Source organism: Xanthomonas hortorum pv. cynarae (assembly GCF_002939985.1).
GTDB lineage: Bacteria > Pseudomonadota > Gammaproteobacteria > Xanthomonadales > Xanthomonadaceae > Xanthomonas > Xanthomonas hortorum_D.
In genome coordinates, this window is record NZ_MDFM01000006.1 from 172,418 (window position 1) to 185,027 (window position 12,610).

The 12,610-nt window shown below is 65.2% G+C and carries 15 protein-coding genes and 1 other RNA gene; 10 read left to right on the forward strand and 6 right to left on the reverse strand.

What is annotated here, in order from left to right; genetic code table 11:
* Positions 1 to 36 precede the first annotated feature (36 nt).
* Entirely contained in the window at positions 37 to 327 is a 291-nt protein-coding gene (locus tag XcyCFBP4188_RS06345) for a hypothetical protein (protein ID WP_006452572.1), read from the reverse strand.
* Positions 314 to 760, reverse strand: coding sequence for a hypothetical protein (locus XcyCFBP4188_RS06350; RefSeq protein ID WP_043910683.1), 447 nt, complete (start codon positions 758 to 760; stop codon positions 314 to 316). The genes XcyCFBP4188_RS06345 and XcyCFBP4188_RS06350 overlap by 14 nt, the downstream gene beginning before the upstream one ends.
* Before the next feature lie 248 nt (positions 761 to 1,008).
* Here XcyCFBP4188_RS06350 and XcyCFBP4188_RS06355 point away from each other — a divergent pair, with 248 nt between their 5' ends.
* Entirely contained in the window at positions 1,009 to 1,584 is a 576-nt protein-coding gene (locus XcyCFBP4188_RS06355) for a DUF3016 domain-containing protein (RefSeq protein WP_006452574.1), read from the forward strand.
* A gap of 226 nt (positions 1,585 to 1,810) precedes the next feature.
* Here XcyCFBP4188_RS06355 and alr read toward each other — a convergent pair whose 3' ends face one another.
* A complete protein-coding gene (gene alr / locus XcyCFBP4188_RS06360; RefSeq protein WP_006452575.1) occupies positions 1,811 to 2,911 on the reverse strand; it encodes an alanine racemase in 1,101 nt (366 codons plus the stop codon).
* Positions 2,911 to 4,200 carry a D-amino acid dehydrogenase gene (locus XcyCFBP4188_RS06365; protein ID WP_104591802.1) on the reverse strand — a complete coding sequence of 430 codons (1,290 nt, stop codon included), beginning with the start codon at positions 4,198 to 4,200 and terminating at the stop codon, positions 2,911 to 2,913. The genes alr and XcyCFBP4188_RS06365 overlap by 1 nt, the downstream gene beginning before the upstream one ends.
* A 149-nt stretch (positions 4,201 to 4,349) precedes the next feature.
* On the opposite strand from XcyCFBP4188_RS06365, the gene XcyCFBP4188_RS06370 reads away from it, so the two are divergent.
* A complete protein-coding gene (locus XcyCFBP4188_RS06370) occupies positions 4,350 to 4,829 on the forward strand; it encodes an Lrp/AsnC ligand binding domain-containing protein (protein WP_006452577.1) in 480 nt (159 codons plus the stop codon).
* A gap of 120 nt (positions 4,830 to 4,949) precedes the next feature.
* Here the strand turns inward: XcyCFBP4188_RS06370 and XcyCFBP4188_RS06375 are convergent, their stop codons facing one another.
* A complete protein-coding gene (locus XcyCFBP4188_RS06375; RefSeq protein WP_006452578.1) occupies positions 4,950 to 5,381 on the reverse strand; it encodes a superantigen-like protein SSL4 in 432 nt (143 codons plus the stop codon).
* A 365-nt stretch (positions 5,382 to 5,746) separates the two neighbouring features.
* On the opposite strand from XcyCFBP4188_RS06375, the gene msrB reads away from it, so the two are divergent.
* The 7 genes from msrB (at position 5,747) to XcyCFBP4188_RS06410 (ending at position 10,172) form a co-directional block, all read left to right on the forward strand.
* Positions 5,747 to 6,211, forward strand: coding sequence for a peptide-methionine (R)-S-oxide reductase MsrB (gene msrB / locus XcyCFBP4188_RS06380; RefSeq protein WP_006452579.1), 465 nt, complete (start codon positions 5,747 to 5,749; stop codon positions 6,209 to 6,211).
* A 99-nt stretch (positions 6,212 to 6,310) separates the two neighbouring features.
* A non-coding RNA gene (locus XcyCFBP4188_RS06385) (sX9 sRNA) lies at positions 6,311 to 6,382 on the forward strand.
* A gap of 52 nt (positions 6,383 to 6,434) precedes the next feature.
* A complete protein-coding gene (locus XcyCFBP4188_RS06390) occupies positions 6,435 to 6,650 on the forward strand; it encodes a hypothetical protein (RefSeq protein ID WP_026064962.1) in 216 nt (71 codons plus the stop codon).
* Between the two features lie 161 nt (positions 6,651 to 6,811).
* A complete protein-coding gene (motA, locus tag XcyCFBP4188_RS06395; protein ID WP_006452580.1) occupies positions 6,812 to 7,666 on the forward strand; it encodes a flagellar motor stator protein MotA in 855 nt (284 codons plus the stop codon).
* 10 nt (positions 7,667 to 7,676) lie between these two features.
* On the forward strand, positions 7,677 to 8,891 hold the full coding sequence (gene motB, locus XcyCFBP4188_RS06400) for a flagellar motor protein MotB (RefSeq protein ID WP_006452581.1): 1,215 nt from the start codon (positions 7,677 to 7,679) through the stop codon (positions 8,889 to 8,891).
* Positions 8,892 to 9,294: 403 nt separating this feature from the next.
* Entirely contained in the window at positions 9,295 to 9,879 is a 585-nt protein-coding gene (locus tag XcyCFBP4188_RS06405; protein ID WP_104591803.1) for a hypothetical protein, read from the forward strand.
* 8 nt (positions 9,880 to 9,887) lie between these two features.
* Positions 9,888 to 10,172, forward strand: coding sequence for a DUF4031 domain-containing protein (locus XcyCFBP4188_RS06410; protein ID WP_006452584.1), 285 nt, complete (start codon positions 9,888 to 9,890; stop codon positions 10,170 to 10,172).
* A gap of 548 nt (positions 10,173 to 10,720) precedes the next feature.
* On the opposite strand, the gene XcyCFBP4188_RS06415 is transcribed toward XcyCFBP4188_RS06410, so the two are convergent.
* Complete coding sequence (locus tag XcyCFBP4188_RS06415) at positions 10,721 to 11,272, reverse strand: DUF6630 family protein (protein ID WP_023902418.1); 552 nt, start codon at positions 11,270 to 11,272, stop codon at positions 10,721 to 10,723.
* A 164-nt stretch (positions 11,273 to 11,436) separates the two neighbouring features.
* Here XcyCFBP4188_RS06415 and XcyCFBP4188_RS06420 point away from each other — a divergent pair, with 164 nt between their 5' ends.
* Complete coding sequence (locus XcyCFBP4188_RS06420; protein ID WP_074056571.1) at positions 11,437 to 11,700, forward strand: DUF3297 family protein; 264 nt, start codon at positions 11,437 to 11,439, stop codon at positions 11,698 to 11,700.
* Positions 11,701 to 12,610 lie beyond the last annotated feature (910 nt).

Sequence of the window (12,610 nt, forward strand, 5' to 3'; positions counted from 1 at the left end):
ACCGGATTCACGATTCACCCACAATCCCGAATCGCCTCACCACAGCAAGGCCGCAGACAGCGCGATAGCGGCGGCCAGCAACACGATGCCGGCAATCACGCCGCGCAGGACCCATTGGCCTTCGCGCCGCAACTGCTCATCCATCCAGCGTTGGGCTTCTTCGCGCCAGGCGGTCGAGCGCGCATGGTCGGCATCCAGCAACAGCAAGCGCACGCGCGACAGCCCGAGCTCGGCGCATTCGCTGCGACAGCGCAGGCTGAAACCGTCCACGCCGGTGGCGACCTGGGCGTCGAGCGGCAGTTGCAATTCGAGTTCAGGCCTGGACATAACGGGGACGCTCCTGATCCAGTTCGTGTTCCAGCGCCATGCGCGCCAGTTGGGTGTAGTTGGCACGCGGGCCCTGGCCGCGACCGGTGAGCATTCCCTGGTAATCCAGGTCCTCCCAGACCCGCCCGGTCCACTCGACGCAATCCTCGGCGATGACCAGCATCAACGAGTAACGGTAGTCGAGCCCATTGGCCGAGGTGTAGGCATAGACCGGCGGGAACTGCACCGCCACATCACCCTGCCGCGCCAACGCAGCCAGATGCTCACGCAGTGCATCCCGTGGGTCGGCACCCGTCTCCAGACGCATCCCGCGGGTTGCCAGATCCAGATCCACATCGCTTTGCAACGCGACGAACGCGGCGGCACCGGTGGACGGGTTGTGGCCATGCTGCTTTGCCCAGTCGATGAACTGCAGGCGCACGTCCGACGGCATGTGCGCCGGCGCCGAGGAAGCTGACTTTGTGCGGAAAGAGTGGGTGTCCATGCTGGCGATCATCCGGTCCGCTCCGTGAAGCGCGGGCGCAGGCGCAGTGAACCCGCCGTCATGGCGGCGCGGTCGTGGATTAACCGCGCGGCAACACCGATGCATGCCCGGCGGCGGCTGCGTTGCGGGCGATCCAGCGCACCCCCACACTGCTGGAACACCCGGTACGCCATGTACCTTCCGCTTGGAGACTTTCCATGAAACGTTCCAGCCTTTACGGCGCCAGCCTGTTGCTGGCAGGACTGCTCGCGGCGACCGGTGTGCAGGCCCGCGTGCGTAATGTCACCGACCCTCAAGCGCCGCGCGCGCTGAGCAGCGAAGGAAACGTGGATGTGCGCTGGACCGACCCGGCGCAGTTTGCCGAGATGCGCTTCAGCGGCAACCGCTGGGAGGCGCAGCGCGGCGATTGGGTGACCCAACTGGCGACCCATTTCCAGCAAAGTGCCGCCCGCCGGCTTCCCGATGGCCAACACCTGAGCGTGACCATCACCGACATCCGCCGCGCCGGCCAGTACGAGCCCTGGCACGGCCCGCGCATGCAGGACGTGCGCATCGTCAAGGACATCTACCCGCCTCGCCTGAGTTTCAGCTACACGCTCACCGGCGCCAATGGCGAGGTGATCGATCAGGGCGAGCGCAAGCTGGTGGATTCGGCATTTCTGATGAGCGGCCCACGCCTGACCGACAGCGATCCGTTGCGCTTCGAAAAAGCCATGATCGACGACTGGGTGCGCAAGCAGTTCCGTGGCGATCGGAGTACGGCCGGGGTGTGAGCTCCGCTTGAACCCCTCTCCTGCGGGGCGAGAAGGCACAGCTTGCGTGCCACTGGCGCGCGTGCCTTGGTGCGCCTGCGCCGCTGGCGCAGGCCGGGGCGCGGAGCGGGGGTTGGGGTGAGGTACGGGGGCGAAGCCCTCGTGTTGTTCCGACTGCACGAGGCTTCGCTCGTACCCTCATCCGGCGCTGCGCGCCCCCTTCTCCCGATGGGAGAAGGGATGCAACTTACCGGGTCACTTCGTCGCCCACTGCCGCCTCACCTACATACGTCCGCGGCACGCGCTTGAGTCCACACAGCAGCTGATACGCGCTGACATTGCACTGCGTGGCCAACGGGGCGACCCGTGGCGCATCGCCCCACAGCTGGACTGGCGCGCCAATCTCCGCCTGCGGATGCTCGGTGAGATCCACGGTGAGCATGTCCATCGAGACGCGACCGATCAACGGGCAGACCACCCCATCCACAAGCACCGGGGTGCCATTGGGTGCGAACTGCGGATAGCCGTCGGCATATCCCATCGCCACCACGCCTACGCGCGTGGGCCGTTGCGCAACGAAGCGGGCGCCGTAGCCCACCGGCTCGCCGGCCGGCAGCTCCCGCACGGAGATGATGCGCGAGCGCAGCGTCATCACCGGGCGCAGTTGCGCAGTGCTCTCGGTCTCCTGCGGGAACGGGTTTGCGCCGTACAGCATCAGCCCCGGGCGCGACCAATCGTTGCGCAGCGCCGGCCAGCCGAGCAGGCCGGGCGAATTGCGCAGACTGGTTTCCGCGCGCATGCCGCCTGCGGTGAGCGCGAAGGCCACCGCCTGTTCGTCGGTGCGGCTGCACTCCAGTTCATCGGCGCGCGCCAGGTGGGTCATCAGCACCAGCGAGGCAATCTGCGGCAGCCCGCGCAAGCGCAACCACGCGGCGCGAAAATCCTCCGGCGACAGGCCCAGCCGATGCATGCCGCTGTCCAGCTTCAACCACGCCCGTAACGGGCGTGGGCTCTGAAAGTCGGCCAGCGCGCGCACCTGCTGCGTGGTGGCTGCCACCGTCCACAGATCATGCTCGGCGATCAGGCGCAGTTCGTCGTGTTCGAAAAAACCTTCCAGCAGCAAAATCGGCGCACGGATGCCGGCCTGGCGCAGCTCCAGGGCCTCTTCGATACAGGCCACCGCAAAGCCGTCGGCTTCCGGTTCCAACGCCTGCGCGCAGCGCACCGCGCCATGCCCGTAGGCATCGGCCTTGACCACCGCGAGGGCCTTGCTGCCGCCCAGGCGCTTGGCCAGGCGGTAGTTGTGACGCAATGCATCCAGATCGATCAACGCTTGCGCAGGACGCACTACGCGGCCTCCTGCTGCGCACGGGCGCTGCGTGGCGAGAGGTAACGGAACACATCCAGGCCTTCGGTATCGATGTCCGGGCTGCGGCCCTGCATCAGATCGGCCAGATAGCGGCCCGAGCCGCAGGCCATGGTCCAGCCCAGGGTGCCGTGGCCGGTGTTGAGGAACAGGTTGAAATACGGCGTGGCACCGACCACCGGGGTGCCATCGGGCGTGGCCGGGCGCAGGCCGGTCCAGAACTCGGCCCTGGCCAGATCGCCGCCGCCCGGGAACAGGTCGTTGACCACCATTTCCAGGGTGGCGCGGCGGCGCGGATTCAACGACAGATCGAACCCGGCCACCTCGGCCATGCCGCCGACGCGGATGCGCTCGTCGAAGCGGGTGATGGCGATCTTGTAGCTCTCGTCCAGCACCGTGGAGGTCGGCGCGCGCTGCGCGTCGACGATCGGGATGGTCAGCGAATAGCCCTTGAGCGGGTACACGGGCAGATGCATGCCGAGCGAGAGCAGCAGGTCGGCCGAATAGCTGCCCAGTGCCAGCACGTAGCGGTCGGCGGTTTCGAGACGGCCATCGATCTGCACGCCGGTGACGGTGCGGCCGTCATGCTCCAGGTGCTCGATCTGCTGCCCGTAGCGGAATTGCACACCGGATTGCGCGGCCAGCGCAGCCAGGCGCTGGGTGAACAGCCGGCAGTCGCCGGTCTGGTCTTCGGGCAGGCGCAAGGCACCGGCCATCTGCGCGCCGCCACCGGCCAGGCCGGGTTCGAACTGGGCGATCTGCGCCGGGGTCAGCAATTCGTACGGCACGCCGTACTGGGCCAGCACTTCGATGTCCTGCGCGGCGGCATCCAGCTGTTGCTGGGTGCGGAACAACTGGGTGGTGCCGAGCTGGCGGCCTTCGAATTCCAGCCCGGTGCTGGCGCGCAGTTCATTGAGGCAATCGCGGCTGTAGTCGGACATGCGCACCATGCGCGCCTTGTTTACCGCATAGCGCTCGGCAGTGCAGTTGCGCAGCATCTGGGTCAGCCAGGCCAGCTGGCGCAGATCGCGGGTGGGCCGGATCGACAACGGCGCGTGCTGGGCGAACAACCACTTCATCGCCTTGCCCGGCACGCCAGGGGCGGCCCAGGGCGAGGTGTAGCCGAATGACAGCTGGCCCGCGTTGCCGTAGCTGGTTTCCAGCGCCGAGGCCGGCTGGCGGTCCACCACGGTGACCTCGCAGCCGGACTGCGCCAGATACCAGGCGGTGGTGGTGCCGATGACGCCGCTACCGAGAATGAGCACCCGCATGTCGTTCTCCTGGAAAGGGTATTCCCCCACAACCAAGCGCCGAGGGAGACAGTTAGACGCAGTATATTGCGAGCCAGGCAGTGCCGGTCCTGGAATCGGCGCTACTTCGCAGTGAAATTTCCTGCCAGTTCTGTAGGGAGACAGACCTCATGGCCACCCGTGCGCGCGAGCTGGACAAGATCGACCGCAAGATTCTGCGCATCCTGCAGCAGGAGGGGCGGATTTCCTTTACCGACCTGGGCGAACGGGTGGGCTTGTCGACCACGCCTTGCACCGAGCGCGTACGCCGGCTGGAGCGCGATGGCGCCATCACCGGCTACTACGCGCGGCTGGACCCGCACCTGCTCAAGGCCAGCCTGCTGGTGTTCGTAGAGATCAGCTTGGCCTACAAATCCGGCGACATCTTCGAAGAGTTCCGCCGCGCCGCGCTCAAGCTGCCCAACGTGCTGGAATGCCATCTGGTCTCGGGCGATTTCGATTACCTGCTCAAGGCGCGCATCAGCGAGATGGCGTCCTATCGCAAGCTGCTCGGCAGCACCTTGTTGACCTTGCCGCATGTACGCGAGTCCAAGAGCTACATCGTGATGGAAGAGGTCAAGGAGACCCTGGCGTTGCCGATTGCGGACTGAGGCGGGGATTGGGGATTGGGGATTGGGGATTCGTGGTCGGCGACGCAGCGAAGCCTGGGACGGCGGTTGGATGGAGACCGATCTGATTGCTGCGGATCAGACATCGACTGCTGCCGGATGTCAGCGCACCACGCGCATGCCGTCGCCGGCCGGAACCGCGTCGTAATAACGCCCGGTCTTGGTGTCCAGCACCCGGTTGGCGCCGGCCGGCTGCATGCCTTGCAGCAGGCGGCCATTGCGGTCGTAGACCATCGGCGCGCTGGCAGGCAGCACCTGGCTACCGGCCGGGGCCACCGGTGTCTGTGCCGGGCCACGGGTGGGGATGGTCGGCGCGGACGGGCGCTGACCGAGCTGAGACGGCACCGGACTGGTGCCTGGCGCTGGTTGCACTGCGCGCGGCGCGGTCATCGTGGGCTGCGCAGGCGTCGGCGTAGTGATCGGCTGCAAGGTGTTGGACGAGCGCGTGGTAGTGGCCGATTGCGCCAGCGCCGCACCGGTAACCGCCAACAGGCCGCAAAGCAGCAGGCCGCGCGTTGAAGAATGGATCGCCATGACGGGCACCGTGATTGATTGGGCAGTATTGACTGGGTGGGGGCGCCGGTGTGCTGCAGCAATGCACAGGATCGGCTGCGGGATGAACGCGTTCGCGAGATGAGTGCAGCGCGAAGAAGGCCCTTCTCCCATCGGGAGAAGGTGGCGCGCAGCGCCGGATGAGGGTGCGAGCGAAGCCTAGCAATGCCCATCGTGCAGCGGCTTCGCCCCGTACCCTCACCCCAACCCCTCTCCCGCAGGGAGAGGGGCTTGATTCTCTGCGGACGGAAGAAGGCTTCGAGCACTTAGGTTGAACGCAGGCTTCCGCGCCCACATCACTGAGGGCAGACGCGGCACCCTGCCAGCGCGCGCATGCGAGAGCCTTCATGAGCCAGTTCGATCTGACACCGCCCTCCCCCGCCCAACGCGATGCCCTGATCGCCGGGCTCAGCGACGAGGAGCAGCGCGTGCTGCTGCAGCACGGCACCGAGGCGCCGTTCTGCGGGGTGTTCCTGGACAACAAGCTGGAGGGCGTCTACACCTGCCGCCTGTGCGGGCTGCCGCTGTTCCGTTCCAGCGCAAAGTTCGAATCCGGTACCGGCTGGCCGAGCTTCTTCGCCCCGTACGATGCGGCCCACGTGCGCGAGATCCGCGACATCAGCTACGGGATGATCCGCACCGAGATCGTCTGCGCGCGCTGCGACAGCCACCTCGGTCACGTGTTCCCCGACGGCCCGCCGCCGACCGGCGAACGGCATTGCCTCAACTCGGTCTCGCTGGGCTTCACCGAAGATGGCCAGGCACTGCCGAACCCGCTGCAACGCGACGGTGCCGAGGCGCAACCGGCCTGACCTGGCGAGGCCGCCCAGCAAGCAGTGGCGACCCACTCAGAGCGACTCACAGAACTACAGCGCAATCGTCAGGCGGGCGCGGCCGGCGCCCGGATCGGCATGCACGGTTCATTTCGGTTCCTGTGCGCCGTCCGCACCCACCTGACGGCCGCTCGCTACGTTCTGTTATCCGCTCTTACTGCCCACACCATTGCTCGCTGTAGTGCTAGAAACTGCCACGACAATGACGCTCGACGCTCGGCGGCGGGTCATCCGGGACGTGGTGCAGACGCTGAAGTTTGCTGCCGAGCGCAACCTGCGCATCAAGTCCGCCGATGCTGGTGCCACCGCCAATGCAGAGGCCGCTTGCTGCAATGCGCTGTCTCGACGCACACAGCAGTCGATGCAAATCGCAAGCTCAACCAGGCAGACCTTGTCATCACAAGCCTCACTGCGGTGAACGCCTTGCCGCAGTAAGCGCGATGCCGCTGATCGCCCTGTGTGAAGCCGTCATCGCACCACCCGATCGTTCAGTTACAGCACACACCTTCACGCCGTGCACTTCAAGAATCCGCCGCGCGCGCCGAAACAACAGCAACCCTGTTTGCTTTTGGCTGCGCCATGCTCATCATCATCGGCTTCATCGTCGTCATCGTCAGTGTCCTAGGCGGCTATGTGCTGTCGCACGGAAAGCTGGGCGCGTTGTGGCAGCCGTACGAGCTGTTGATCATCGGTGGCGCGGCGCTGGGCGCATTTCTGGTGAGCACGCCGGGCAAGATCGTCAAGGAAACCTTCAGTAGCGTGCTGGGCGTGTTCAAGGGCCCGCAGTACAAGTCCGAGGACTACAAGGACACCCTGAGCCTGGTCTACGAACTGTTGAACAAGGCCCGCCGCGACGGCTTCATGGCCCTGGAAGATCACGTCGAAAAACCGCAGGACAGCACCATCTTCGGCAACTATCCCAAGGTGGTGGCCGACCATCACCTGCTGGACTTCATCACCGACTGCCTGCGCCTGATGATCGGCAGCAACATCGAGCCGCACGAGCTGGAGCCGCTGCTAGAACTGGAACTGGAAAAGCACCACCACGAGGCGATGGCGCCCTCGCATGCCTTGAGCAAGGTCTCCGACGGCCTGCCCGGCTTCGGCATCGTGGCCGCCGTGCTCGGCATCGTGATCACCATGGGCTCGATCGGTGGCCCGATCGAGGAGATCGGCCACCACGTCGGTGCCGCACTGGTCGGTACCTTCCTCGGCATCCTGCTGGCGTATGGCTTCGTGGCGCCGTTGTCGGCAGCGATGGAAGCGCGTGCCGATCAGGACGGGCGCATCTATGAAGCGGTCAAGACCGCGCTGCTGGCCTGCCTGCGCGGCTACAACCCGAAGATTGCGCTGGAATTCGCGCGCAAGACGCTGCCCTCCAACGTGCGTCCGAGCTTTGCGGATTTCGAAACGCACCTGAAGACGATCAAGTAGGGCCGCAGTCATGGCCGAGGGCAAATCCACCGTCGTCATCCGACGGGTCAAGAAGGTGCAGGGCGGCGGCCATCATGGCGGCGCCTGGAAAGTGGCGTTTGCCGACTTCGTGACCGCGATGATGGCCTTCTTCCTGGTGCTGTGGCTGATGGCCGCCACCACCAAGGAGCAGCGCGCGGCGATCTCGGAATACTTCCGCAATCCCAGCCCGTTGTCGGGCAAGTCGCCGGCGCCTTCGCCCGGCATGAATGGGCCCGGCGGCGCCAGCACCTCGATGATCAAGCTCGGCGGCACCGCCGACATGGCCAAGGGGCAGAAGGACGAAATGGGCCGCAAGCGCGACAACGCTGCCGACACCACCGAAGACAGCCGCGCCAAGGACAAGAAGCGCCTGGAAGCGCTGATGCAGGACCTGAAGGAGGCCATCGACAAGAGCCAGGCGCTGGAGCCGTTCAAGGACCAGCTGCTGCTCGACCTCACCCCCGACGGGCTGCGCATCCAGATCGTGGACAAGCAGAACCGCCCGATGTTCGACATCGGCCGCGATCAGCTCAAGCCGTACACGGTGGACATCCTGCGCGAGCTCTCCAGCTTCATCAATCAGGTGCCCAACCACATCAGCATCACCGGCCACACCGACACCACCGCCTACAGCAGCGATGCCGGTTACACCAACTGGGAACTCAGTGCCGACCGCGCCAATGCCGCGCGCCGTGCGCTGGTGGGCGGCGGCATGGCCGATGCCAAGGTCACCCGTGTGGTGGGCTTGTCCTCGTCGGTGCTGTTCGACAAGACCAACCCGCAGAACCCGATCAACCGCCGCATCAGCATCGTGGTGATGACCCAGGACGCCGAGCAGACCGCCTTGGCCGGCGCCGGCCAGGGCGTGGCGCTGGGTAAATCCACCCACGATGCCGACACGCATGTGCCGGATCTGAGTGCGGCCGCGGCCACCGGGACTGCTTCTGTGGGCACGCCGGCTACGGTGCCTGCTACAGGACCTGCTGCGGGTGCACTGACAGGTGCGGGTGCGGCGGCAACTGCGCCAACCGCAACCAACAAGCCAGCCGCCGCAGCGACCACGGCCACTGCCGCAACGCCGGCTGCACTGCGCATCTCCACACGTACCCAGGTCGCCTCGGCTGCCGCGCTGGCCAAGGCTGCCGAGGCCGCTGTGGCTGCGGCGCCGCGCACTGCGGTCGGCACCGCGCCCGAGCAGCGCTGACCGCGTTGCGCAACACCTGGCAGCAGGTGTCAGGTGGCTGAAGACGGCACGCTGTTTTGCATGCAGCTCCTGAGGATCCGCACCGCGCACCGCTGCAAGCGAGAGACGCCCCGGTGGTGCTGAGAGCGGCGCCCCCCCCTACCCAGCAGTTGTCAGCTGCGGGCGGCGCGTCGTCTTACATACCGATTCTGACAAGCATCCGCGCCGCCTGACGGTGAGCGCACCCGCTGTGTCAGCCACTTCTGGCTGTCCCAGACCCCGGCATTAGCTGCCTTCATCACGCGACCGGATCGATCGATGCATCGGCCCGGAAGGCCGCCGTTGACGGGCCTGGCAGTGTCGAGCGAGCCGGGTCACGCACAAGCGCCTAGAATGGCCGGCCATTCCCAGCGTCGAGAACACCGTGTCCCGCAATTCAAAGGCCAAGCGCGACAAGCGCAAGAAGCAGCTCCCCAAGCGTCCGATCGTCCGTCTGGGCCAGGCGCCCCAGGTCACCAACCACGCCGTGCTGCAGGATGCCGATGGTCGCGTGGTCGCTGCGATCGGTCTGCAGGGTGGCAGCGAGTGGATGCTGTCGATCGGCGGCCAGACCATGGGCAGCGCCGACAACCCGGTCCCGATGCTGGCCATGCTCAAGCACCTGGCCAACCTGCAGGAAGCCGAAGGCAAGACCATCTCGCTGGAATATTCGACCCAGCTGCAGCAGATGATCGACGACCTGGCCGCCGAAGACGGCAAGACCGCCGAGGAATACCTGACCACGCTGGTGGCCGAATTCCAGAACGCCGATGCCGATGAAGACGGCGATGACGCTGCAGAAGACGCAGCCGCCGACGCCGGCACCGACGCCGTTGCGGAAGATGCGGCTGGCGACGACGCTGGCAGCGACGACGACAGCACGGCAGACGCAGACGCCAGCGATGCCGCAACCGACGACGCCGACGGCGAGACGGCCGGCAAGAAGCCGAAGAAATCCAAGAAGGCCTGACCCGGCCGATGGCCGTCTACGTCGACGATGCGGTGCATCTGTGGCGCGAGCAGCGCTGGGCGCACCTGCTCGGCGATACGCTGGACGAGCTGCATGCGATGGCGGCGCGGCTGGGCATTCCCCGCCGCGCCTTCCAGAACAAACTCAGCGGCGCGCACTACGACGTGCCGGCACCGTTACGCATCGAGGCGATCGCGCTCGGTGCCATCGCCATCTCCCGTCATACCGATCGCGTACTGCTCAAAGCCTTGATCGCCAATGCGCGTGCGCAGGCACGCGGCCAGGCGCCTTGAGGCGGGGATTGGGGAGTGAGGATTTGCAAAAGCGGGGGTTGCGGCCTGATCGGTAACAGCGGACTGATCGGCGGTGGCTGTCGTCAGGTGCACGCCTGCGTAGGAGTGCGCTACGCGCGATGGGCGTTCTCGGGAGAGCTTCATCGCGCGCAGGCACGCTCCTACGAGTCATGTGTTCCGGCCTGGATGCCTTTCGACTGTCAGGCTTTCCCATCCACGCACGCATTGGACCAGCAACCATCCAGAGCGCAGTGACGGCAGGCTTCTGTAGGAGCGCGCCTGAGCGCGAGAAGCTGTCCCTGTAACGCCGGGTCGCGCGCCAGCGCGCTCCTACGAGGCGGTTCCCGGCGGTCTTCATGCATGCCTCGCCAGATCCCTTAGCCAGCGACCGACCGCCTCGAGCCGCTGCCACGTTGCGCCGATCGGCGGCATACATTGTAGGAGCGCGCTTGCGCGCGATGGGGCTTCACCGAGAACGCTTCATCGCACACAAGCGCGCTTCCTGCGAATCCCCAATCCCGACTCTTAGAACTCCCCAATCTCAGCCCTCAAAACGCCTCGTTACCCAACCGCACTTCCACGTCCAGCAACGAGGTCAGTGCCATCATCGCTTCATCGTCGCGGCTGAGGGCGATCCAGCCGGCGTAGGCGTCGCCGCCGGTGTTCCAGTTCCACAGCGAATAGCCGTGTTCGCGCAGGCGATCGAAGGCCACTGCCATCAGATCGGGCACGCTCAGGCCGTTGGCGAACTCTTCGTCGTCCAGGTCGCCGCCCCAGGCGATGCGCAGGTTCCAGCGCGCGCTGAGTTCGTCGATGGCGGCAATGAACGAGTCGGTGTCCTTCCAGTCGACGAAAAAGCCCGAGCGCCAGTCGATCGCGTCCTTCAACGCCCACAGCCAGGCATCGTCGCCTTCGTCTTCGTCCAGGTCGGCCTGCGCCTCGCGCCAGGCATCGAACTGGGCGAGCGCAGTTTCTTCGTCGCCGGGATTGATCAGCAGCAGCAGATTCCAGACCCGCCCCGGATGATCGTCGACGTCGTCTTCGTCGCCTTCGGGCTGCAGGCCTTCGTCGTCTTCGTAATCGGCACTGTTGTCGGGCATGGCGGTCTCGTTCAAGGGTTGCAGGCGTGAAGTGTGAGGCCTGGCGCCGCGCAAGCAAACCAACCGGCGCGTGCGGATTCATCGGAAGGGGCTGGTCTTCGCGGCGCAGGACCGTATCCTGTGCGGCCGAAGACGGCCATCCCGGCCGCCATGATGCCTTTCCCATGAGCGATACCCCTCCCGATCATCTGGCCATCGATGCGCGCAGCCCGTTCCACGATGCCGATGCACTCAACCGCGGCATCGGCGTGCGTTTCAACGGTGTCGAACGCGACAACGTGGAGGAGTATTCGGTCAGCGAAGGCTGGATCAAGGTGCAGGTCGGCAAGGCGCGCGACCGTCGCGGCAACCCGATGACGATGAAGATCAAGGGTGAGGTGGTGGCCTACTTCCTGGACACCAAGAGCGACGCCAAGCCTGCCAAGTGAACACACGGCGATGAACGCTGCCGCGACTGCTACCTAGGCTGCGCGGCCGATGCCTGGAGCCACCATGCTACACCGCTGTACTGCAATGCCGCGCGCGACACGCTCGCCCGCTTTACCTGTTTGCGATGTGCCGGCCGCGTTCAATAACCCAGATACTGAGGTAAGCGGACTTCAGCAAGTCTCCGTCCGCGGCTTTGCACACGCGAGCCGTGGTACCGCTGCTTGGGTGGTGCATGCATCGCCGCGCATAGGCGTGATCTTGTTAGGTATGGGCTGCGCTGTCTGACGATATCCCGTTTGCGATGGCGCAGGCCTCCAGCTCGGATTCTTCGACGTGGAGATCGTGGACATGCCAGCAAGCGTTAAAGTCAGCCCGGCGCCGCTCTTTTGGGATGATCACAAGGCCTTCCTGAAGGTAAGGCGAGGCTCGCGGATGGTCAATCACTGGATCAGGATGACGGTCAAGTGGAGCGAAACGTGGTCACGCTGCCTCCCAAGTAAGAGAGCAGATTCAGGAGGTCGCAGGGAAGATCAACAGATATTCACGCTGGACTCCTCTGTATTCAGGATTTGCAGAAGCCGACGCGGCGAAGGGGTAGTGACTACGCCAACCGATGGCCTGGACTACAAGCGCAAGCACGCGCGCAAAGCGCTCATGGGCAAAGGTAAAGCGACGCATTAAATGGCATCCCAAGATTCCCGCTCAAGGCGCTGCCTACTGCGATAAATCTCCTATTTTTATTATTGTCAGATTTATCTGATAGAGACTCTCTTCTGTTCGTGCTAAAGATTACTACCCCTTGATGGTTGGCAAGTGATCTTGCCTAGGGCCTGTTAACACATCCGAAGCCCATCAACGACTAGGACGAAGCTGAGGAATCCAAGGAACATGACATCTAGCTTCTCGAAG